The following is a 20581-nucleotide window of genomic DNA, read 5'->3' on the forward strand; positions in this document are numbered from 1 at the left end:
AATCCGCATGGTGAGCCAGGCAGCTAACCAAGAATCTGGCCTGGACTGGAGTCGCACTCGGTTTCATTCCTACGAGGGCAACCCGCGAAAACTCAAAGGATACCTGGAGCCCGGCGACTCACTGGTCAATTCGACAGGAACAGGCACTCTCGGACGTGTAGGCCGGTTCGATTCCCAGCCCGACTCTCGTCCATGCGTCGCGGATGGACATGTCACAATCGTCCGATTTGACCCTCGCAGAATGGATGCGCGATTTGGATACTATTACCTGAAAAGCAACCTCTTTCAGGAATTTATGTTCGAAACCTTGGTTACGGGCTCAACGAACCAAATCGAACTGAGCTGTGAGCGCATGCGCGCTACTCCCGTACCTGCCCCCAGCTTGACCGAACAGCGCCGCATCGCCGACTTCCTCGATGTCGAAATTTCTCGCATTGACAACTTGTGCGCACTCAGAAGTCGGATGAATTCTCTACTTTCACTGAGGCGAGCACGAGTAATCGACCAGGAGATCCTGGCTTTCGGACAGCTAGTTCCACTGCGGTATCGAGTCAAGAGCGTTGGCGTTGGCATCGTAGTAACTCCGGCTTCTTGGTACGTGGCGAATGGCGGCATTCCCGCACTTCGCGGAGTGAACGTTAAAGCTGGCAGGATTGACCAATCAAATCTAGTTCACATCAGCAACGAAGGTCACGCCCTGAATAGGAAGTCAAGACTTGATACAGGCGACGTCGTAGTCGTTCGGACCGGTCAAGCAGGCACCGCAGCCGTGGTCCCCACGGAGATGTCTGGCGCGAACTGCATCGATCTTGTGATCATCAAACCATCGAAACAACTCTACCCAAAGTTTCTCGAGTACGTCCTGAACTCGGATTACGCTTATCGCTTCATTGCGAAGCACTCCGTCGGAACAATCCAATCCCACTTCAATGTATCAGCGATGAAACAAATACCCATACCATCTCCCCCCGTCTTCGAACAGCGGTCGACGGTTGAACGACTCAACAAAAAAATCGAGGCTACTGACATTTTGCGCGCGAACATGGAAGATCAAATCAAAGCCCTGAAGGAGCGTCGGCAGGCGCTAATAACCGCTGCCGTTACCGGAGGTCTGGACGTAACGACGGCACGCTCAGGAGTACGCTGACCTATTACGGAGGCCGCACCGGCAGGCGCAGGCGCGGCCTCTCGACCGAGCAGCCGTCGAACCGGCCTGGACGCACCCCTTCAAAAAACGTCGCCAGCCTGGCCTGCCCCAAACCGCAGCGCAGGTCCCATCGGGTTCTTCGAGTCACGAACGCCTCGTAGGTCTCCGCTGCACGCCAGTTCCACACATGCGCCGCCCGAGTTGTTCGACCGGGAGGACTTACGCCACGTAACACTTTCCATCATCATGCCGCTCCTCGTTGCCGTCACAGTTCTCCCACCACGGTACCCAGCAGCGAAAGGGGACTCCGAAGGCGACATGCCGCAGCGAGCACTTCGGACACGGTCACCTCGTAGCGGGCGATGCGGTCCGGCTCGGTTACGAAAACGCCATCGGTCACAACGTCTCAACCTAGATCATGTTCGGTCGCCGGCCACCCTCAGGAGTGAGCAACAGGAACAGCGGTGCGCAAAGACAGGGATGCGCGCCGCGCGAAGTCGGAATCACGCGCAGCTCGACCACGCCTCGGCTGGCGAGGTCCGCCAGGTGTTCGAGCTGCTCGCGCATCACTTCGGCACCCCCGGACGCGGGCACACAAGACGTGCTCCTCCACGACGAGGTGGACGGTGGGTGGGTCCTCGCCACTGAGCCGTTCCTGTCGTGCCATCCGGGCTTGAACCAGGCGCTCGACGTCAGCCGGACTCAGCGATGAGTTCGTGGCATGACGGCGCAGGCGTGGCGCTTCGTCTGCACCAAGCCGTGCAACAGCATCGGCTGATACACGCGGATGACGGCGGCGGTCTCCTCGGTGGCGAAGAACCTCACGCCCAGCGCGCCAGGAACGTCGCCGGGGTCGTCGCCCAGTCGCAGCGGGCACTGTTCCTCACCGGCACGCCGATGGAGAACCGGGTCGAGAGTTCCGCAACCTTGTCCAGCACCTGCAACCGCGCGTCGCGCGCGGTCTGGACGCCGCCGACGCCCTGGCCGGGCCAGGCGGTTCCGTCGCGCGGTCGCCCCGGTCTACCTGCGGCGCAACCAGGAGGACGTGCTCACCGAACTGCCCGACAAGATCGAGGTCGAGGACTGGGTGCAGCTCACGCAGGCCGACACCACCGCCTACACCGCGACGGTGCGGGCGAAGAACCTCATGCAGATGCGCCAGGCGGCGTTCCACGCTCCCGACTCCGCCAAGCTCGAACGGCTCGCCGAAATCATGGACGAGGCCCGCGAGGACGGCCTCAAGGTGGTCGTGTTCTCGAACTTCCTCGACGTGCTCAAGGTCGTCCACCCCAGGCTCGGCGGGGCCGTGGTGGGGATGCTGACCGGGTCGGTGCCGCCTGCTGCACGTCAACAGCTCGTCGACTCGTTCACCCGGCACGAGGGCCACGCCGTGCTTCTCAGCCAGATCGAGGCGGGCGGCGTCGGGCTGAACGTGCAGGCGGCGTCCGTGGTGATTATCGCCGAGCCTCAGTGGAAGCCCAGCACCGAGGAGCAAGCCATCGCCCGCGCCTACCGGATGGGCCAGATCCGCAAGGTCCAAGTGCACCGGCTGTTGGCCAAGGGCAGCGCCGACGAGCGGATGCGCGAGGTCCAGGAGCACAAGGGCCTGCTGTTCGCCGAGTTCGCACGCAAGAGCGACGCCAAAGAAGCCGACCGCCGGGCCGTCGACACGAACGAGCACCGACCGGCCTTCCTCGACGACGAGGCCATCCCGCTCCAGCAGCGCATCATCCGCGCCGAGCAGCACCGTCTTGGCATCGGCCCCTGATCGGAGTGTCGCAGTCCGACAGCGAGATCATTTCCGGCGACCGCGCGAGTTGCCAAACTGTCCGGGAGAGGACCCCGCTGTGACCGGATCATCGCCCGATTCCGCCGATGCCGAGGACGTCGACCGCGAAGTCGTCGAACAGGAGCACCAAGCTGCGGGAGTTCGTCGCCGGGCTGAACGCGGACGACATCAAGTCGGGCGGCTGGTTCACGAAGCTCTGCGCCCAGGCACTGCGGACGTACACCGGGAAAGCCACCGGGAGTACTCTCAGGAGAAGTACGAGGGCGTGCCTGCGGACGGCATCGTCGAGCGACAGATCAAGCTGGCGGTGAAGAGCGCCATGATCGAAGGCGGGATCAGCGCCGGCGTCTACGCCGGGACGATCGCCGCGACCATCGGGTCGTTAGGTGGCGCCAGCCCCATTGCCGTCCCGGCTGGCGTCGCCACCTTCATGGTCGACCTGACCTACATCACTCAGCTGCAACTGCGCCTGGCCCACGACATCGCGGTGATCTACCGGGTTCCCCTGGACGTGGAGGACCCCGAGGACATGATGAAACTCGTCCGGGTGGCGTTCGGCATCAAGGCCGGCGAGATCGCCCGGGGCGGCCTTGTCAAGTTCGCACCCGGACTGGTCCGGCAAGTCCTCAAGAAGTACTACTCGGAACGGTCCTCGCCGCCGCGAGAAGCCTCCCGTTCGTCGGGAAGCACCTCCTGCAACGCAATGTCATCAAGTTCGCCATCCCCGACGTCGGGATCCCCCTCACCGTCCTCATGAACCGCTACACGACCGTGGCCGCCGGGAATCACGCCAAATCCGTGTTCCGCGGTGAGGCGGAGGTGATCGAACTCGCCGACACGTTGATCCGGCGCACGCGGCACCCGCGGCTGATGCTGTGGGTCGCGTGGCTCGTCATCAACGCGGACGGCAGGATCGCTGACGCCGAGAGCCTGCTGTTCCAGCGGCTGACGCGGCTCGCCCGGGCACGGCACCGGGTCGACGACGAGCCCGGGGACCTCGGTGACGTGGTTGACGCCGCCGAGCGGGTCGGGACCGTCGACGGGGCCTCAACACGCGGGAGAAGGCGGTCATCGCCGAGCTGCGGGATCGCTGCCAGCGACACTAGCCGCGGGTACGCGGCCCCGACGAGGGCCGCAGTCCGTAACGCCCCCGCAGCGGAGGACGACGTTCCGCAACGTGCGGGTCGCAGCCCGCCGCACCAGGGTGACGTGGATGATCGACAGGTCGGCAGTGGTGCCCCTCAGCGAAAGGACAGTGCCGGTGGCCGTGCACACGGAGCGGGCGTTCGAGGATGCCATCGAGGCGGCCATGGTCAAGGCCGGGTGGGAGCGTGGGCTGCCCAAGCACTACGACCGGGAGCTTGGCCTGGACACCGAGCAGTTGGCTGCCTTCGTCAACGCGACGCAGGCCGACGTGTGGAACCAGCTGAAGGTGCATTACGGAGACGGTGTCGGCGAGGCCCGGCGGGCGTTCGCCCGCCACGTCGCCAAGGAGATCGACAAGCGCGGCGCGGTCGACGTGCTGCGACACGGCGTGCGCGACCGAGGACACCTCATCCGGCTCGCCTACTTCCGCCCCGCGCACACCCTCGCCGACGACGCCCTGGTCCGATACGAGCAGAACCGGCTGTCGGTCACCCGCCAACTCGCCTACTCGGAGCGGGAGCCGCTCAAGGAACTCGACCTGGCGCTGTTCGTCAACGGCATCCCGGTCGCCACCGCCGAGTTGAAGAACCCGCTCACCGGGCAGAACGTCGAGCACGCGAAGGAGCAGTACCGGCACGACCGCGACCCGAAGGAGCTGCTGTTCGCCAAGCGGACGCTGGTGCACTTCGCGGTCGACCCCGACCTGGTCTTCCTCACGACGCGCATCGCCCGCGAGCAGACGCGCTTCCTGCCTTTCAACACCGGCTCCGAGGGCCCCGGGCAGAAGGGCGGAGCGGGCAACCCGCCCGCGGAGCCCGGCCGCTACCGGACCTCCTACCTGTGGGAAGAGGTCTGGCAGCCCGAGGCGTGGCTCGACATCATCCGCCGCTTCGTGCACCTGGAGGAGGGCGAGCCACAGCGCGGTGGCCGCAAGCCGGGCCCGCATTCGCGAAACCTGATCTTCCCCCGGTACCACCAGTGGCACGCGGTGCGCAGCCTGGTGGAGCATGCCGCCCAGCACGGGACCGGGCACAACTACCTGGTCGAGCACTCGGCCGGCTCAGGGAAGTCCAACACCATCGCGTGGCTGGCGCACCGGTTGTCCAACCTGCACGGGACGAATAACGAGCAGATCTTCGACAAGGTCGTCGTAATCACCGATCGATCCGTGCTGGACCGGCAGCTGCAGGACACGATCTACCAGTTCGAGCACCGCGCGGGTGTGGTCACCAAGATCAGCGACAAGGCGGAGGGCTCCAAGTCGGAGCAGGTCGCCAAGGCGCTGGCAGGTGAGACGACGAAGATCCTGATCGTGACCCTCCAAACCTTCCCGTACGTGTTGGAGAAGGCCGACGACCTGCGCGGGAAGCGGTTCGCGATCATCATCGACGAGGCTCACTCGTCCCAGTCGGGAGAATCGGCCGCCGCGCTCAAGCGGGTGCTGACGAAGCTGGGCAGTGACGACATCGACGAGGACAACGACCCGCTCACGGCGTCGGCGCTCGCACGCGGACGGCACGAGAGCCTGTCCTACTTCGCGTTCACCGCCACGCCGAAATCGAAGACGCTGGAACTGTTCGGCGTGCGGAGGGGCGAGGAGTGGTGGCCGTTCCACGTCTACTCGATGCGCCAGGCCATCGAAGAGGGCTTCATCCTCGACGTGCTGCGCAACTACGTCACCTACAAGACGTACTGGCGGCTCACCGGCGGGGACGACGGTCGCGAGGTGGACGAGCGCAAGGCCAGCGCCGCCCTGGCGCGGTTCGCCGTGCTGAGCCCGGCCAGCCTCCAGCAGCGCGCCGAGCTCATCGTCGAGCACTTCGTCAAGCACACCCGCGACAGGCTGGGCGGTCGGGCCAAGGCGATGGTGGTGACCCGCTCCCGCGAACACGCCGTGAAGCTCTACCGGAAGATCAAGGACTACGTTGACATGCGCGGGTACCGGGACTGCGGCGTGCTCGTCGCGTTCTCGGGCGAGGTGAAGGTGGACAACCTCGACTCCGACAAGGTGACCGAGCCCTCGCTGAACGGCTTCAGCGAGGCGGCGCTGCCTAAGGCGTTCGCCTACACGCGCGCCGACGACCCGAACGCGGCGGCCAACCCCAAGCCCGAATACCGCATCCTCGTCGTGGCCGAGAAGTACCAGACCGGGTTCGACCAGCCTTTGCTGACCACGATGTACGTGGACAAGGCGCTCAAGGGCGTCGCCGCGGTGCAGACCCTGTCGCGGTTGAACCGCACCCACCCGCGCAAGGGGCAGGACGACCTGTTCGTCCTGGACTTCGCCAACGAGGCCGAGGACGTCCAGAAGGCGTTCAGGCCGTTCTTCGAAACGACGATCACCAACTCGACCGACCCGAACCTGATCTACGACGCGGAGCGGGCGGTGATGGACCACCAACTGCTCGTGGAGTCGGAGATGGAGGCGTTCGTCGCCGAGTACCTGCGCGCGCAGCAGCTCGCGGGCGGGGGAAGCGAGTGGGACCACGCGCACGCCGCGCTGTACCGACTCACCGACCCGGCGCGCGACCGGTTCGCCCAACTGCTCGACGACGAGCCGGAACAGGCCGAGGCGTTCCGCTCCGACCTGCGCGACTACGTCCGCAAGTACGGGTTCCTCGCCCAGGTGGTCGGCTACCCGGACCGCACACTGGAACGGCTCTACGTCTACGGCAAGATGCTCCTCCCGAGGTTGCCCCGCCGGCAGGACCCAGGTGTCGACCTCGGCCAGGTCGACCTCACCCACCTGCGGATCGGCAAGACCGGTGAGCACGATATGGCACTCGCCCCCGAGGGGGAGCAGGTACTACCCGGGTTCGCCGGGGAAAGCGGCGGTGGTCAGCACGAGCGCCCCGTCACGTCCCTGGCCGAGCTGATCGCCGAGCTCAACGAGCGGTTCGGCAGCAACCTCGGCGAGAGCGACATCGTGCGCGGCTCGGCGGAAGCGGCGATGGCCGAACCTCAGGTGCGGGCCGCGGCGTTCGCCAACGACGAGGAGAACTTCGGGCACGTCTTCGACGAGGTGTTCGAGGACAAACTGTACGAGCGCATCGAGAACGACACCAAGGCGGTGCAGATGTTCGCCGACGACCCGCAGTTCAACTCGGAGCTGAAGAGCATCGCCCGCCGCTACGCCTACGAGTCGCTGCGCAGGGACGTGGCCTGATCCATGACCGCGCGACGGACCCTGGCTGAGCGGTACGAACTCACCTCACCGATCGGCCGCGGCGGCATGGGCGAGGTGTGGTCCGGCTACGACAAGAGGCTGGACCGGCCGGTCGCCGTCAAGCTGCTGCGCCCCGACGTGCTGCCACTCGGCTCGGACCACACCACTCTCGCGAAGCGATTCCTGCGCGAGGCGCGGCTCACCGCCCGCGTGGAGCACCCCGGCGTGCCGGCGGTGTTCGACGCGGGCGCGGAGGGGAACGAGCTGTACCTGGTGATGCAGCTCGTCCCTGGAATCGACCTGGGCGACTTCCTCGTGCAGCACCAGCCCGTGCCGGTGGACTGGGCGGTCGCCGTGGCCGCGCAGGTCGCGTCGGTGCTGGCCGCCGCGCACGCGGTCTCCCTGGTCCACCGCGACCTCAAGCCTGGCAACGTGATGGTCAAGCCGGACGGCACGGTCACCGTGCTGGACTTCGGCGTCGCCACACTGCTGGAGATGGACCTGACCCGACTGACGACGACCGGCGAAGCCGTCGGCAGCCCCGCCTACATGTCTCCCGAGCAAGTCCTCGGCGGCGTCCCCAGCCCGCGCAGCGACCTGTACGCCCTCGGCTGCATCCTGCACGAACTCCTCGCGGGCACGCGGCCATTCACCGCCGAAGGCACCTACCCGGCGATGCGGCAGCACGTGGAGGAGCCACCGCCGCCACTGCGGACACAACGCGCCGACACACCGGTCGAGATCGAGAAGCTGGTCCTGCGCCTGCTGTCCAAGGCCCCCGAGGACCGCCCGGCCGACGCGCAGGAGGTGTACGAGCGGCTGCTGCCCTTCCTGCCCGCGCCCCGGTCGGCTGTCCGGTCCGACGCACCGTCGAGCCCTTCCGACCCCACCCGCCCGTACCGGCAACCGTTCGCCCCGCGCGGCCGCGGAACCTCACGCCGACTGGTACCTGCATCCCCTCGGGTGCCGGACTTCGCCGGAGCTCGTGACGAGGCAGCCGAACTGGCCCTGGCTGGTCGGTTCACGCAGGCGGCGGAGCTTCTGGAGAACCTCCTCGGACACGCCAGCACGGTCGAACCTCCACGCGCTCAGCGCCGAGGTGCTCGCCTCCAGCTGGCGAACACCTTGCTGCTCGGTGGTGACTACGCCCGCGCTCTCACGCAGTACGAACTCCTCGTCGCCGAGATCGGGCCCGAACGGGCCGCCGACGACGCGGACATCCTGTACTGGCGGCTGCAGATCGCGGTCTGCCACGCCGCGCTCGGTGACGCGTCCGAGGCCCTCATACATCTGGCACCGGTGCTGGAGGTGCGGCAACGGCAACTCGGCCCCACGCACGACGAGGTCGTCGAACTGCGTCGGGAGGCGGCCAGGTTGCAGGCATCGGCAGGAGACGCACGGGGTGCCGCGGCACGGGTTCGCGCACTCCTCGAAGACCTTGGATCTTCACATCCGCGGAGAAACGAACTACGCGCGATGCTGGGGCGGCTCACGGGTTGACTCGGCTGCTTGACGATCCACACCGTTTCACCGATGAACCTTCACCGTCCTGCGGCGCCGTGCTTCCACTCCTCCAGCACCAGCCAGAACTCTCGCGGCCAGGAGATGGACAGCGGATCGAAGGAGTAGCCCTTCTCCGCCGTGTGTCGCCACAGGGTTTCAGCGCGTTCGGCTTCGTCCGTCAGGAGGCGGGCCGTTGCCAGGTGGTGTCGAGCGGCGACGTAGTCCCGCTCTTCCATCGCGTTCGTGAAGGCCGGCCAGATTAATTGTGATTGAGCGCGCTCCGGTGATGACGATGCCCGGATCACATGAGAGCGGCTTTTCGGGATGCCGCTGACGGTCATCGACCAGGTGGTTGCCCGTACTCCAAATAGACCGAATCTCCATGAACATATGCACGATGAGCTTGGGTTAGCCTGCGGACAAGCCGGGGAATGACGTAGTCGTCGATCTTGCTCATCGGAGCCCATTCCCAGCGATCCAATTCTGAGTCATCCAGGATGATCCGCTGTTCGTCGTCGCCGAGCGTTCCGCAGTCGAACAGCCAGAGCACCTTGTCACCTTCGCCATCGTTGGGCGCCCAGTCCACGACGAGTAGGCGTTGCGGCTCGCGGTCGAGGTCGAGTTCCTCCCGTAGTTCTCGTCGGCAGGCCGCTGCTGGCGACTCTCCGATGTCTACGTAGCCACCAGGGATGTCCCAGCCGTTGCTGTAGGTCTTGTGCACCAGCAGGATTCGGTCCTGGTCGTCGACGAACAAAGCTCCGGCGGCCATGCGGGGCGTTGCGAAGCGGTCGGCGTCTGTAGCCATGCGTTGAGCCTACGGAGGTCGTCGGACGGCTGCGCTACTCCAGGTTCAGGCGTTGGGCCAGGCTGGCAAGGGTGTGGCAGGGCTTGGTGCGTTGTCGGCGCATCCACGTCAGCACCAGTTGGCGGCTGAGGTAGTGGTGTTGGACCTGTTCGCGTGCGCGCTGTTCGGCGTCGAGCATGACCGTGAGCGCTTCCTCGGTCTTGTTCCATGCGCTCAGTGCGCGGGCTACTTCCAAGGAGTGTCGTACTTGGCGCTCGACGGGAAGGCCCGACGTGTCGACCGTGGGGCCGAGGTCTACAGCTATCTGGACGTCTCCGAGTTCCATCGCTGTGGCGACTTGATGGATCTTGACGTTTGTCGGGCCGAAGGCGGTCCACATGTGGTTAGCGTCGGTGCCCAGGCGTTGTGCCGTGTCGTTCGCTTCGCGCAGGAAGTCCTGGGTGCACGTGCGGTTATTGGCGCGCGCTGCCGCCATCGCCCCGGCGAGGAACAAGCTGCCGTAGATCGAGAGCATGGTGCGGTTAGCACGAGGCAGCCCGGGGTGGAGCACCGCAGCTGCTGCTTCGGTGAGCTGCATGGCTGGTGCGTAGCGGCCGGTTGAGAGCAGGGCGTGTACGACTGAGCGGAACAGTGAGCCGAGGATGACGAGGTCGCCTGTCTGCTGGGCGGCCGCAAGGCCGCGTTCGGCGGCGATCCAGGCGAGGTCCGCTTCTCCGAGCTTGGTGAGCAGTGACGTCGCGGCCTGGTAGCTGAGGGCCAGGAGTCGTTGAGCTTGGACGCCGTGGGTCTGCACCGCTTGGACGGCGTCGGCGAGCAGGAGTGGGACTCGATTAGCGACGAACCCGTACTTGGAGGCTTGGTAGGCGTTGAAGACCGCTTCCACTTCGCGACGCAGGCCATCGAGGTCGATAGGGCCAGCGTCACCGTTGGTCGTCGCCAGTAGTGGACTGAGTTGCCGGTAGTCCATGAGCGTGGCTCGGAGTGCGCAGACGCTCGCCATGCCGCCCTCAGGACTCCAGTCGAGCAGTGTCGGTTCGCCGATCAGGTCGCCGACCGAGATGCCCAGAGCGTCCGCGAGGCTGCGTATGACAGAGAGGCGGTCGAGGTCGATCCGGTTGTTCTCCACCTTGCTCAACCAGTCGGTGGTGCGGCCAACCCTCCCAGCCAGTACTTCCTGCGACACGCCTCGGCGGCGGCGGTACCAGGCGACGCGCTCCCCGATGGTCAGGCCGTTCGTCATTCCGCGCACCGCTTCATCCTCTCGGGTGATCGTCGATTTGACCCGGAAGATTTTTCCGGGGTGTGTTCCCCGATTTGATTGACGCTACCGACATTGCCCGCATTGGCATATTGCCGGGCGGTCAGTGGTGTCGCAAGCAGGCGTGGAGGCCATCGTCGAGGAGAAGCAGCCGGTGAGGTTGAGTTCGGCTCGTACTCGGGAGCTGGGAGAGGAGTTGCGCCGGGTGCGGCATCGGGCGCGGATGTCGTCGGCGTTGCTGGCTGAGGCGTTGGGCTGGTCGTTGGGCAAGTTGAGCAAGCTGGAGACCGGTAGCCGCGGTACGAGTGCGTGGGAGATCGGCACGCTGTTGGGGCGCTGCGGTGCGGACAAGGCGACGCGGGAGCGGGTCATGGCCGTCGCCAACGAGCCTGACACCGGGAGCTTCTTGCGGCTGCACGGTGGCGCTCCAGACTCGCTGTTGGCGCTGTCCCTGCACGAGCAGCTGGCGTTGAGCGTCGCTGTCTACGAGCCGTTGACCATCCCTAGCTTGGCACAGACGGAGGAGTACGCCTGTGCGCTGAGCGGCAAGGAGGTGGTGGAGGCACGTCTCTCGCGTCAGGAGGTGTTGCGACGACTGGGCGGACCGGATGCGGTCCTCTACATCCACGAGGCGGCGATCCGGCTAGTGGTTGGTGGCCCGGAGGTCATGCGCGACCAGATGCTTCGCCTGACGATGATGTGCGGCTGGGAGCGTATGAGTGTTCGTCTCGTGCCGTTCTCGGCTGTGGCAGGTGCTGCCCTGCGAGGGGCGGCTGGGCTGTTGACCTTCGCCGAGCCGGTCAAGCCGGTGGCTTACGCCGAGACCGAGGCGGCCACCGTCTTCCATGACGATCCGCTCGTCATCGGCGCCTACGAGGCCAAGATGCGGCGGTTGAAGCGGTTGGCCTTGAGCGTTGAGCAGTCACGAGCGGTCTTCGCGCGGTGGGCTGACGTCTACGACCGGAACGCACGCTGATGGCACTGCGTCCGTTCCGTTGGCTTCCCCATGACGGTCGACGCCACGCCGTCGACGCGGCCTTGGTGGCTCGCGACCAGGCCGCCACGCTGTGCGGCGAGGAGCTGGTCATTCCGGCTGCCCCGCCGACGAAGAGCGAGTGGTGTTGGCCTACCTGTCCGGACTGCGATGCGGCGTGGCGAGCTGCTGAGGGCATCTTGCCGTTCCCTCGTCAGGGAGGCGCTGCCTCCGGTCGCCGACGTGCCCGTTCAGTGGCGCTCCAGGATCAGGTGTAGATCGTCGATGCCGCACACCATCAAGCTTCGTGCGTTCGAGTTCGTGCAGGCTGCGCGTTCGGCACGCTTGCACTCCGACTACGCCCTGGCGCGGGCGATGGGCGTCAACCGCTCCACCGTGACCCGTGTGCTCAAAGGCGAACTCCAGCCGGGCCCGGCGTTCATCGGTGGTGCCTTGACCGCGCTGCGTGGGCAGTTCGAAGACCTTTTCGAGATCGTCCACGTCGTTCGGCCGACCAAGGGCCGGTCGTGATCGCCGACCCTGCCGAGTTGCCCGACCTGCGGCTGCGGATGCGTGAGTGGGTGATGACCTCGGAGTGCGGTCACGAGGTTGCCCGCCGCCTCAACGCGGGCAAGAGCGCGATCACGCCTCGGCTGTTCGGTCCGCCGGAGATCCAGCGAGCGAGCGCTGTTATCGGCGCACTGCTCATGGCTCGTTGTGAGGCGCGCCGTCTGAGTGAAGCGCAGCTTTACTGGGTCGATCGCGACATGACTGCGCTGACGCTTGCTGCCGCGGACCATCCGCCTCGAGAGCCGGTTATCGCGCGTCGGTTGCCTGCCGAGGCGGGTCTGATGGTGTTCAGCGAGTCGATCGATGTTGATGGCGGTGAGCAGGTGGTGGCCGTGTCTTGGTCCCACTGGATGCCACAGCACCTTGATCTCGACGACGGGTCTGGCTTGATCGTGTGGAGTCTGAACACGCCCGGTGGTGCGGTGCCGCTGCACCCGGAGTTCGATGGTGTCTGGCTGACCTACTGGACACCGCAGCTCGTCCCGCTCGCGGAGTCGGTGTTGCCGTTCGGACAGCCGTTGGTACCTCCGCGGTCAGTGGTTGGTAAGAGGTGGGCGTACGTCGTCTACACCGCCTGGCAGCTCATGACGCAGCGCGGTAGCGCTCGGCTCAGCGAACTTGAGGAACTTCCTCGTTCCCGGCATGGGCGCAAACGGGATCAACGTGCAGGTGTCGAGGATGCAGGTACTGTCCGGTTGGTTCGTGTCCATGCCCGCCACCGGGACGCTGCTTCAGGCGAACGCGAGGTGCCACGGTGGAGTAGCCGGTGGCCGGTCCGCGCTTACCGGCGCAACACCTGCCTCAACTCCAGGCTTCACGCCGACGGTGGCTGCGAGCACGAGGAGCAGATCGTGCCCGCCCACATCAAGGGGCCGGTCGACAAGCCGCTCAATGCCAGCACGAGAGTCCACATCTGGGACGCCCCGCCACCCTCCGAGCCTTGATCAGGTCTCCGTACGGTCACTTTCCTGGTGAGCTCATGTTTTCAACTGTCATGGATTCCCGCGTTGCGAGAGCCGTTTCGGGCGTGGTGGGAGCTGGCGTAGCGGCTCCATGTGATGCCTTGTTCGGCTGCTATTCGAGCGGTGGTGTCGGGGTGGATTCCGAGCATGGAGGCGACCACAGGGCTCGGTGTGGTGTGCAGGAGTTCCCGCAAGGCGGTGGTTCGACCGAGCTGGATCGGTATTCCGAGTGTGGAGAAGCGGTTGTTGAGCGTTCTTGGGTGGATAGGCTGCTCGGGGCGTTTGCCTGGGAAGAGCCAGTCGGTGTTGGCGTTCGGGCCCCGGTAGGTGTTGCGGTGTTCGAGGAGTTGGCGGGTCAGGTCGTCCAGTGGTGGTGGCAGCGGGGCGGGTGGGTCGCCGAGCCTGATGAAGACGTCGGGGCCGATGATCGTGATGTCGGTGCGCCGCAGGCGGGTGATCCGGCTGAGAGGCTGGGCGTAGAGCAGTGCCAGCAGCGCGATGAGGCGTTCGCGCAGTGGCCAGTCGTCGGCGGTGACCAACGTGTTGATCAGTGCGTGCTGCTGTCGGCGTGGCTGGATGGTGGCTGCGGGCAGTGGTGTTCTGGTGAGGCGTCGTCGGGGCGTGACCGCTGTCTGACCCGCCCAGCGCAGGAACGCCGTAGCGGGCTTTCGGGTCTGGGGGTTGGCCGCGAGCCAGCTGTCCAGGTCGGATTGCGGGCAGGTGGTCAGGGTGTGGCCGCTGCTGTCGAGCCAGGCCAGCAGCGCGGCGGCTTGGCGGACGCGTTCGCGGGAGACGCGGATGGTGGCCGGGGTCAACGGTGCCTGCTCGGCCTTGTTGCGCAGACGCCGCAGCTCGTTCCAGGTGGCGAAGCGCTGTACCAGAGCTCGGTGTTCGGCGTCGGCGATGCTGGCGAGCTGGGTGGTGAGCCAGCGTTGGAAGAGCATGAGCTGTTTGTCGATCGGCGCCAGGATGCCGCAGGTGATCAGCAGCTCGCGCAGGTAGGTGGCTTTGCGCCAGGCCGGGTGGGCGGCCAGGGCGTCGTGGCTGATCGCGATAGTGCCGCTGGCCAGTGCGGTGAGCAGCTCGGTGGTGCCGGGTTTGGCCAGCCAGGTCAGGCCGTTGTGCGGGTTGTCGTTGAGCCGCAGCTTCTCCAGCAGCGGCAGCAGTTCCGCGCGAGGCCGGCCGGTGCCGTCGTCGAGCACCGTGGTGAGGCGGTCGGTGAGGGTGCAGCGTTCGCAGAGCTTGTCGCCGACCAGCAGTCCTTCATGACCGCAGCGACGGCAGAAGAACGAGCGCGCGATGCCCGCGCAGTCGCGGCAGATCGCAAGGCCGGTGCCGTCGCGTCCGGGCAGCAACCGGTGGTCGCCGCACTTCGGGCAGCAGCCCCGGTCACGGGTCGCGCGTTTGATGCACGGGCGGCACACCGGTCCCTCCCAACGGACAGCGGGCCGGGAGAAGCGGTCGCAGCGCACGCACTTGCTGTCGGCGAGCCGTGTGTCGCCCCACTGCATTCGCGTTCGAGAGGTCACTGCGGACGGATGCGAGCGCGAGTGGGCCGCAGCGCCCCGGCTCCGGCGGCCGGCGGTGTGGCCGTTCCCGCCGATCCGGTGGCGGTGCGACGGGTGACGTTGGCGGCGTCGGTGTGGATCAGCTCGGCGGGGCTGCACTCGAAGATGTCGCACAACGCGGCCAGCACTGTGAGCGAGAGCCGCTCCGGGGTGCCGGTGACCAGCCGGTGGACCTGCGAGACCGACAACTCGACCCCACGATCGCGCAGCAGCGGGACGAGTTCGGTGGTGGAGAACATGCCGTGATCGGCCATCAGGTCCCGCAGCCGCCAGTCGTAGCCGACTCGCCGTTTCATCGCGTTCATCGCGCGCTCCCGCCGTCGGTGGTCGGTGTCAGTGCCGAGGCAAGGGTGTCGTCGAGGCTGCGGCGCAGGGTGCGGGTGCGGAAGTCCGACGAGACGCAGGTGTAGATGGAGGTGGTGGACGCGTGTTCGTGACCGACCTGCTGCTGGACGAAGAACGGGTCCCAGCCGGCCTCGATCAGGTGCGTGACGTAGGAGCGGCGCAGCGAGTGGAAGTCCAGGCCGGGCTCCAGGCCGAGTGCGTCGCGGTAGGTGGCGAAGCGGGCGTTGAGCGCAGCGACGCTGATGCGCGCCGACTGCTCCGAGGGCCACAACGCAGGACTGTTCGCGTGTGCCATGCGCGGCCGAATCTCGGTGATCCACTCGTCCAGCACCTCCGCCGACCAGTCCCACACGGTCAGCACGCTGCGCCGCTTGGGCGGACTGCCGGGCTTGGCCTTGCCGAACCGCACGTGCAGCACCCCGTACTCGCCGAACTCCCGGGCATGCGGATTGGTCGCGAGGTCGGCGGTGTCCAGCATCCGCGTCTCCGTGCGCCGCAGGCCGAAGGCGTAGGCGACCTTGAACAGGGTGGCGTCGCGGAACGCCGCCAGCCAGCCCTTGCGGCCGGAGTCCCGCACCCGCGGCACCGCGTCGTCGGCGTAGTCGAAGAACGCCCGGATCTCGTCCAGGGTGAACGCCCGTTTGGCCGGCTCGGACTCGTTGTCCTGCACGTGCACCGCGGTGTTCCACTCATGGCACACCTGCACCGGATGCGTGCCGAACCGCCGCTCGCATTCACCGGCCCACCCGTATGCGGGATCGGTCAGGTAGTGGCAGAACAGCCGCAGAGCCTGCTGATAGGTCCGCAAGCTCGACCGGCTCACGCCTTTGAGCCCGCGCAGGTCGGCGCACCATTCGTCGACCATCGCCGCGCTCCACTGCCACGGGAAGGCGTTGACGTGCTCGACGAAACCACGCACCCGCTTGCCCCGGTTCGCGATCGTCGACGCGGCCAGGTTCCGCGCGGACTGCTGACGCTCCCACCCGGTCAGCATCGCCTCGAAAACCTGTTCCTCGGGCCGCAGGAACACCAGCCCGTCGACCAGCTGCAGCGCCGTTGCGCCCGCCGTCGGTTGCTCTCCCTCGCCCACCAGCCGCCTTCCGCCGCTCGCACCAGATGCGACATCTTCGCATCAGATGCGATAATCGGCGCAAACACGCAGATAGATGGCAGTCACGTCGATCATCGGCGTGCGTGTCGACCAGAAGCCGTCAGCCTTGGCGGCAGCTTGCCCCACACCTCTTACCGCCCAGGTAGAGCACCTTCTGCGGCGACGATCGCCACGACCGTTCCCACACCGACTTGGGATCGCATCAGATGCGATCCTGCGCACATCCGTTGGGGGCTCATATGGGGAATCACATTGGGGATCAACTTGGGGTTCCTGTTAGAACGCCACCCCCTACGGCGGATGTAAGCGCAGGTCAAAGGGCCTGTAAGGGGTTCCGCTGGTATCCCAGACTCGCTTGGGCGCAAGCACATGAGCAACATCGGGGCTGGCGGCAGCGCGGGAAGTCAGAGGATGCGTCTCCCCCAGGGGTGACCTCGGAGTTCAGAGCGAGTCCAGGGCCTCATCGGTGTGGCCCTGGAGCACTCGATAGCTCGTGTATTGGTCCCACCGGATGTTGTGTTGGCCGCTGACGGTGTCGCTGCGGCGTGTTCCGGCCGTCACTGGGTATCGCTGCCAGGCGGACGTGCTACAGGCGACACGCACGTAGCCGGAGGCTCGGGTGATCGAAACATGACCCGCGCCGGCCCGAGGCGCCGTTACCGAACATCTCCTGCCTCACCGAACCCCTGAGCAGCGGTTATAGGGTGCGGTAGTAGCTGGGGTAATCGGTTGGTGCCTCCGTCGCCCGGCCTGGGCATGTCGCCCGTCCAGTGGAAGCCTTCAAAGGATTCGGTCGGCACGTGTCCCCTGGCGGCCCTTATTTCGGAGTTCTGGAGTGTCCACCGCACTCGTCCGCCTCCGGAGGGCTCCGTGTCCCGTCCTGATCTCGATAACTCCCGCCTGCTGCACACTCCCGCTGAAGCGGCGGCGCTGCTGGCCGTCCGCGAGTCGTGGCTTCGCCGCAAAGCCGGACGCCGGGAGATCCCGTGCACCTTCCTTGGCAAGCACCTGCGCTTCTCCCCTGACGACCTGGCCTCGATCGCCCACGCCGGTGCTCGCCCGGCACGCTCCACGCGACCGCCAGCCAGGCGCCACAGGTCCTTTCGGGACTGACAAAAGTTCTTGTGCCGCAACGCTTGCATTGCTCGGCTACTGGAGCGTTCATCCTCCTGTCACGCCGTGACCATCACACCGCCGACGACGAAAGGGCAGCACACATGGCTTGGGTGGAACAGTCGGGAAGCAACCACTGGCGCGTCCGGTTCCGCCGCGACGACAGCACAATCGGATCCATCCCCGGCTTCAGAAGCGAGAAAACCGCTCAGGACCACGCCGACGACCTCGAATCGGACCAACGCCGCGGCACCTGGCTCGACCCCACCGGCGGACGCACGACTCTGGAGGAGTGGCTCACCGACTGGTGGGACGCCCTCGACGTCGACACCCGCACCGAGGACAACTACCGCAGCATCGTCCGCAACCACATCCTGCCGCGCTGGGGCGACACCGCCCTGGCCGACATTACCAATCTCATGGTCCAGGCCTGGGCCAAGCAGCTGCGCGCCGGACACCTGTCACCGGTCACCGTCGCCGGGTTCGTCAAGCTGTTCTCCCAGATCCTCACCGACGCCGCCGAGGACAAGCTCATCATCGCCAACCCCATCCGACCCCGACGACGCGGACGCCGCAACCACGTCGCCCGCATCCCCGAGAAGGTTTGGGCCCAACCCGCCGAGGTGCTGCGGGTGGCGGACCAGGTCGCCGCGTTCTACGGACCGGTCGGAGCCGTGCTCGTGGTCACCGCGGGTTGGACCGGCGCCCGCTGGGGCGAACTGACCGGCCTGCAACGCCACAACCTGCACCTGTTCGACGACGACACCGGCTTCCTCATCATCGACCCGCAGAACGGCGCCCTGCACGAATCCGCCGGCGGCAGGCTCTGGCTCGGCCCGCCCAAGACCGACACCTCAGCCCGCACCATCACCCTCAACCCCTCACTCGTCCGACTCCTGCGGGCACACCTCGACCACCACGTTCACCCGCACGTCTTCACCACCCCCGAGGGCGCGCTCCAACGCCGCAGCAACTTCAGCAAACGCGCCATGCGCCCCGCCGCCGACGGCAACCTCGACCAGCCCCGCGCCGTGCTGCGTCTTCAGCCGGTCAAGCTCGGCTTGACCTTCCACGGCCTGCGCCATAGCCACAAGACGTGGATGATCGCCGACACCATCCCCGAGATCGCCCAGTCACTCCGACTCGGCCACATCCTCGAAAACCCGGTCCAGCGCACCTACTCCCACGTCGCCCCCGAAGTCACCACCCGCCTGCTCCAATGCCTCCAAGACCGCTGGGACAAGGCCGTCGTCGACGTCGGTGACAGCACCTGGCGCAGGATGGCGTAGCCAATGTGGGGGTGTCTGCAGCAACCACCTCGACATGCACACCCTTCACGACCTTGACGGGCCCTGGGCTGCATCGGTATGGGCGTCCTCGTGCCCGCCGACTCGGTGAGCATGGTGAACGAGCGCCCTGTTAAACCACTTGGCGACGAGGTCGTCAAAGCTCGACGAGTTACCTGTGTCATCTGCGGGAGCGGCGGCACGCGAAATCGTCGCGGCTCTGTGTGGTCCCGCTGGGCTCCCCTGCCGCGCGGCATGCGCTCGCCGACGACCCCCGTCGAAGCTGTGGACATGGCTGGACGTCGCGCTGTGATGGACCACGCAACCGACGTTGCAAGAGTGAGTAGACACCCTACAGCGAGCAAGGCTCATCGGTGATTCTGTCGAACATACCAGGGATGAACTCGACCAAGCTCTCAAGATGATCGACGCTCTACTTACGGTAGGTGTGCGACTTGCTGCGACTGGTGCCAGGCATGTCATCGGTGTCCGCACGGCCGACCTCGGACCGACCTCCCAACGAACGTCGAACTCCGGTCAGTTACCGTGACATGGTGACGGAGAACTGAAGCACTAGCGTCCGTACATCGCAAGAGAGAGGAAGGCCTTGTCAACAATAACAGTTTTCGAGGTCGCTGGCCAGATCCAACAGGCCATGCAGCAAAAAGCCTTTCAACAAGATGGCACTATCCCCTTAGATGCGCACCCATACCGCACATTGAAGCGAAGCAAGCAAAGCTTAGCCGTTTTCGTCGAAAAAGCCGCCGACTCAATCACAATAGTTGCGTTCGGACGAGTCGTGCCCGGCGATTTATCTGGCACATCGAACAGGAATCTAGAGTTTGATTCCTGCCGCATGGTGACACCCGGCGTTTCCGCGTCACCGAACACCAGATTGCACTCCATCCTAACCAGAGCACTAGAAAATCGCGCAACGCTGACCCCCGGTCAGGGCGACGAGTTAGCATCTCTGATTTCTCAATTCAGCAAGCATGCTGCAAATAAAATAAAATCTCTGAGAAAACAGATGGAACTTAAAACAGTTACAGGCAACGCCGGGTTCCTGTTGGCCTGCGAGCAAGATGCTGTAGCACTATCGCTAAAAGCAGCCAATTTACATACCCAGTTGTCAAAGCTGTCAACTTGGTCGAGCGACTCACCAGGCATGCCGTTCATCACAGGCCTAAAGGAGGCTCATAATCCTGTAGAATTTTGGTCATGCCCCGATCATCAGGTGTTGCGGTTACAGCAAGATGAAACTCCACCCTTCGGCTGGATGCGCTTGACGCGAGATAAACGCGGCTCCGGACAAGGTGTCACATTGGTCAACATTAGACCCATTGGCGACTATGAACCGGCCGGCGCGGATCTCATCTATCTCCATCCGAAGTTCGGTGCTCTCGCGTTGCTTCACTACAGCCCGAATAGAAATTTCCCTGATTATGTGGATAAAATAGATAGTATGTATGCGGACAAGGGAAGCCTCGGAGATTTACGCCTTGCGCCCAGGCCAGGGTTCATCAAATTTACGGAGAACAGAAAATTCGAGGCTACAAGGGAACGGCTGCTGAGCGGTACCATCCACGTTGCAGAGCATCTCCGAAACGTGGGCCGACAGCACGACGGCAGATTTCAGTCTCAAAGGCACCTAAGCAACAGCACATTCGCAGCACTGCTGGGTAGCGGATGGCTCGGAGCACGCGAGGCGAGTTATGAGAAAGCCCGCGAAGTCGTCAAAATGACACTTGGAGCAAATCGTGCAGCGGTTATTGCCGTGCATAGCGAATGGGAATTCATAGAGCAACAGTCACGCTCGGATCAAACGCTTTTCTGACGACA

The 20581-nt window shown here is 65.3% G+C and carries 21 protein-coding genes and 1 pseudogene; 12 read left to right on the top strand and 10 right to left on the bottom strand.

Annotated features, from left to right (window positions below):
* Positions 1–7 precede the first annotated feature (7 nt).
* The gene (locus tag ACWEFJ_RS16865; protein ID WP_449714315.1) at positions 8–1147 is read left to right on the top strand and encodes a restriction endonuclease subunit S; all 1140 of its coding nucleotides are present in this window, start codon (positions 8–10) and stop codon (positions 1145–1147) included.
* A gap of 80 nt (positions 1148–1227) precedes the next feature.
* On the opposite strand, the gene ACWEFJ_RS16870 is transcribed toward ACWEFJ_RS16865, so the two are convergent.
* From ACWEFJ_RS16870 to ACWEFJ_RS16880, 3 genes and pseudogenes are all read right to left on the bottom strand, one after another.
* Positions 1228–1467: a DUF397 domain-containing protein gene (locus ACWEFJ_RS16870; protein ID WP_449714269.1), complete on the bottom strand. Its 240-nt coding sequence runs from the start codon at positions 1465–1467 to the stop codon at positions 1228–1230.
* 91 nt (positions 1468–1558) lie between these two features.
* A complete protein-coding gene (locus tag ACWEFJ_RS16875) occupies positions 1559–1714 on the bottom strand; it encodes a Scr1 family TA system antitoxin-like transcriptional regulator (RefSeq protein WP_449714270.1) in 156 nt (51 codons plus the stop codon).
* Between the two features lie 70 nt (positions 1715–1784).
* A pseudogene (locus ACWEFJ_RS16880) lies at positions 1785–1918 on the bottom strand (Scr1 family TA system antitoxin-like transcriptional regulator); the annotation flags it as partial.
* 274 nt (positions 1919–2192) lie between these two features.
* On the opposite strand from ACWEFJ_RS16880, the gene ACWEFJ_RS16885 reads away from it, so the two are divergent.
* Positions 2193–2915, top strand: a complete 723-nt coding sequence (locus ACWEFJ_RS16885) for a C-terminal helicase domain-containing protein (protein ID WP_449714271.1) — start codon at positions 2193–2195, stop codon at positions 2913–2915.
* 88 nt (positions 2916–3003) lie between these two features.
* Here the strand turns inward: ACWEFJ_RS16885 and ACWEFJ_RS16890 are convergent, their stop codons facing one another.
* A complete protein-coding gene (locus ACWEFJ_RS16890) occupies positions 3004–3171 on the bottom strand; it encodes a hypothetical protein (RefSeq protein ID WP_449714272.1) in 168 nt (55 codons plus the stop codon).
* Between the two features lie 30 nt (positions 3172–3201).
* Here ACWEFJ_RS16890 and ACWEFJ_RS16895 point away from each other — a divergent pair, with 30 nt between their 5' ends.
* The 3 genes from ACWEFJ_RS16895 to ACWEFJ_RS16905 all read left to right on the top strand — a co-directional run bounded on the left by ACWEFJ_RS16895 (position 3202) and on the right by ACWEFJ_RS16905 (position 8748).
* A complete protein-coding gene (locus ACWEFJ_RS16895) occupies positions 3202–3693 on the top strand; it encodes a hypothetical protein (RefSeq protein ID WP_449714273.1) in 492 nt (163 codons plus the stop codon).
* Positions 3694–4197: 504 nt separating this feature from the next.
* Entirely contained in the window at positions 4198–7248 is a 3051-nt protein-coding gene (locus tag ACWEFJ_RS16900; protein ID WP_449714274.1) for a type I restriction endonuclease subunit R, read from the top strand.
* Positions 7249–7251: 3 nt separating this feature from the next.
* Positions 7252–8748, top strand: a complete 1497-nt coding sequence (locus tag ACWEFJ_RS16905; protein ID WP_449714275.1) for a protein kinase domain-containing protein — start codon at positions 7252–7254, stop codon at positions 8746–8748.
* Positions 8749–8789: 41 nt separating this feature from the next.
* Here the strand turns inward: ACWEFJ_RS16905 and ACWEFJ_RS16910 are convergent, their stop codons facing one another.
* The 3 genes from ACWEFJ_RS16910 to ACWEFJ_RS16920 are packed head-to-tail and all read right to left on the bottom strand — an operon-like array spanning position 8790 to position 10796.
* On the bottom strand, positions 8790–9092 hold the full coding sequence (locus ACWEFJ_RS16910) for a hypothetical protein (RefSeq protein ID WP_449714276.1): 303 nt from the start codon (positions 9090–9092) through the stop codon (positions 8790–8792).
* The gene (locus ACWEFJ_RS16915; RefSeq protein WP_449714277.1) at positions 9089–9556 is read right to left on the bottom strand and encodes an NUDIX domain-containing protein; all 468 of its coding nucleotides are present in this window, start codon (positions 9554–9556) and stop codon (positions 9089–9091) included. The genes ACWEFJ_RS16910 and ACWEFJ_RS16915 overlap by 4 nt, the downstream gene beginning before the upstream one ends.
* 34 nt (positions 9557–9590) lie before the next feature.
* Positions 9591–10796, bottom strand: coding sequence for a helix-turn-helix domain-containing protein (locus tag ACWEFJ_RS16920; protein ID WP_449714278.1), 1206 nt, complete (start codon positions 10794–10796; stop codon positions 9591–9593).
* 142 nt (positions 10797–10938) lie between these two features.
* Here ACWEFJ_RS16920 and ACWEFJ_RS16925 point away from each other — a divergent pair, with 142 nt between their 5' ends.
* From ACWEFJ_RS16925 to ACWEFJ_RS16940, 4 genes are read left to right on the top strand one after another with little or no spacing between them, the layout of a single operon-like run.
* Positions 10939–11790, top strand: a complete 852-nt coding sequence (locus ACWEFJ_RS16925) for a helix-turn-helix domain-containing protein (RefSeq protein ID WP_449714279.1) — start codon at positions 10939–10941, stop codon at positions 11788–11790.
* The gene (locus ACWEFJ_RS16930; protein ID WP_449714280.1) at positions 11790–12065 is read left to right on the top strand and encodes a zinc finger protein; all 276 of its coding nucleotides are present in this window, start codon (positions 11790–11792) and stop codon (positions 12063–12065) included. Before ACWEFJ_RS16925 ends, ACWEFJ_RS16930 begins: the two co-directional genes overlap by 1 nt.
* Before the next feature lie 7 nt (positions 12066–12072).
* Positions 12073–12318 (top strand): transcriptional regulator, encoded by a 246-nt coding sequence (locus ACWEFJ_RS16935; protein ID WP_449714281.1) that lies wholly within the window; start codon positions 12073–12075, stop codon positions 12316–12318.
* A complete protein-coding gene (locus ACWEFJ_RS16940) occupies positions 12315–13301 on the top strand; it encodes a hypothetical protein (protein WP_449714282.1) in 987 nt (328 codons plus the stop codon). The genes ACWEFJ_RS16935 and ACWEFJ_RS16940 overlap by 4 nt, the downstream gene beginning before the upstream one ends.
* Positions 13302–13342: 41 nt before the next feature.
* Here the strand turns inward: ACWEFJ_RS16940 and ACWEFJ_RS16945 are convergent, their stop codons facing one another.
* From ACWEFJ_RS16945 to ACWEFJ_RS16955, 3 genes are all read right to left on the bottom strand, one after another.
* A complete protein-coding gene (locus ACWEFJ_RS16945; protein WP_449714283.1) occupies positions 13343–14674 on the bottom strand; it encodes a hypothetical protein in 1332 nt (443 codons plus the stop codon).
* Positions 14675–14844: 170 nt separating this feature from the next.
* Positions 14845–15183, bottom strand: coding sequence for a helix-turn-helix domain-containing protein (locus ACWEFJ_RS16950; protein WP_449714284.1), 339 nt, complete (start codon positions 15181–15183; stop codon positions 14845–14847).
* A 5-nt stretch (positions 15184–15188) separates the two neighbouring features.
* On the bottom strand, positions 15189–16322 hold the full coding sequence (locus tag ACWEFJ_RS16955) for a tyrosine-type recombinase/integrase (RefSeq protein WP_449714285.1): 1134 nt from the start codon (positions 16320–16322) through the stop codon (positions 15189–15191).
* 777 nt (positions 16323–17099) lie between these two features.
* Between ACWEFJ_RS16955 and ACWEFJ_RS16960 the strand changes: the two genes are divergently transcribed.
* The 3 genes from ACWEFJ_RS16960 to ACWEFJ_RS16970 all read left to right on the top strand — a co-directional run bounded on the left by ACWEFJ_RS16960 (position 17100) and on the right by ACWEFJ_RS16970 (position 20576).
* A complete protein-coding gene (locus ACWEFJ_RS16960) occupies positions 17100–17456 on the top strand; it encodes a helix-turn-helix domain-containing protein (protein ID WP_449714316.1) in 357 nt (118 codons plus the stop codon).
* A gap of 11 nt (positions 17457–17467) precedes the next feature.
* Positions 17468–18745 carry a tyrosine-type recombinase/integrase gene (locus ACWEFJ_RS16965; RefSeq protein ID WP_449714286.1) on the top strand — a complete coding sequence of 426 codons (1278 nt, stop codon included), beginning with the start codon at positions 17468–17470 and terminating at the stop codon, positions 18743–18745.
* Between the two features lie 652 nt (positions 18746–19397).
* The gene (locus ACWEFJ_RS16970) at positions 19398–20576 is read left to right on the top strand and encodes a hypothetical protein (protein WP_449714287.1); all 1179 of its coding nucleotides are present in this window, start codon (positions 19398–19400) and stop codon (positions 20574–20576) included.
* Positions 20577–20581: the final 5 nt, after the last annotated feature.

Source organism: Actinosynnema sp. NPDC004786 (assembly GCF_053601135.1).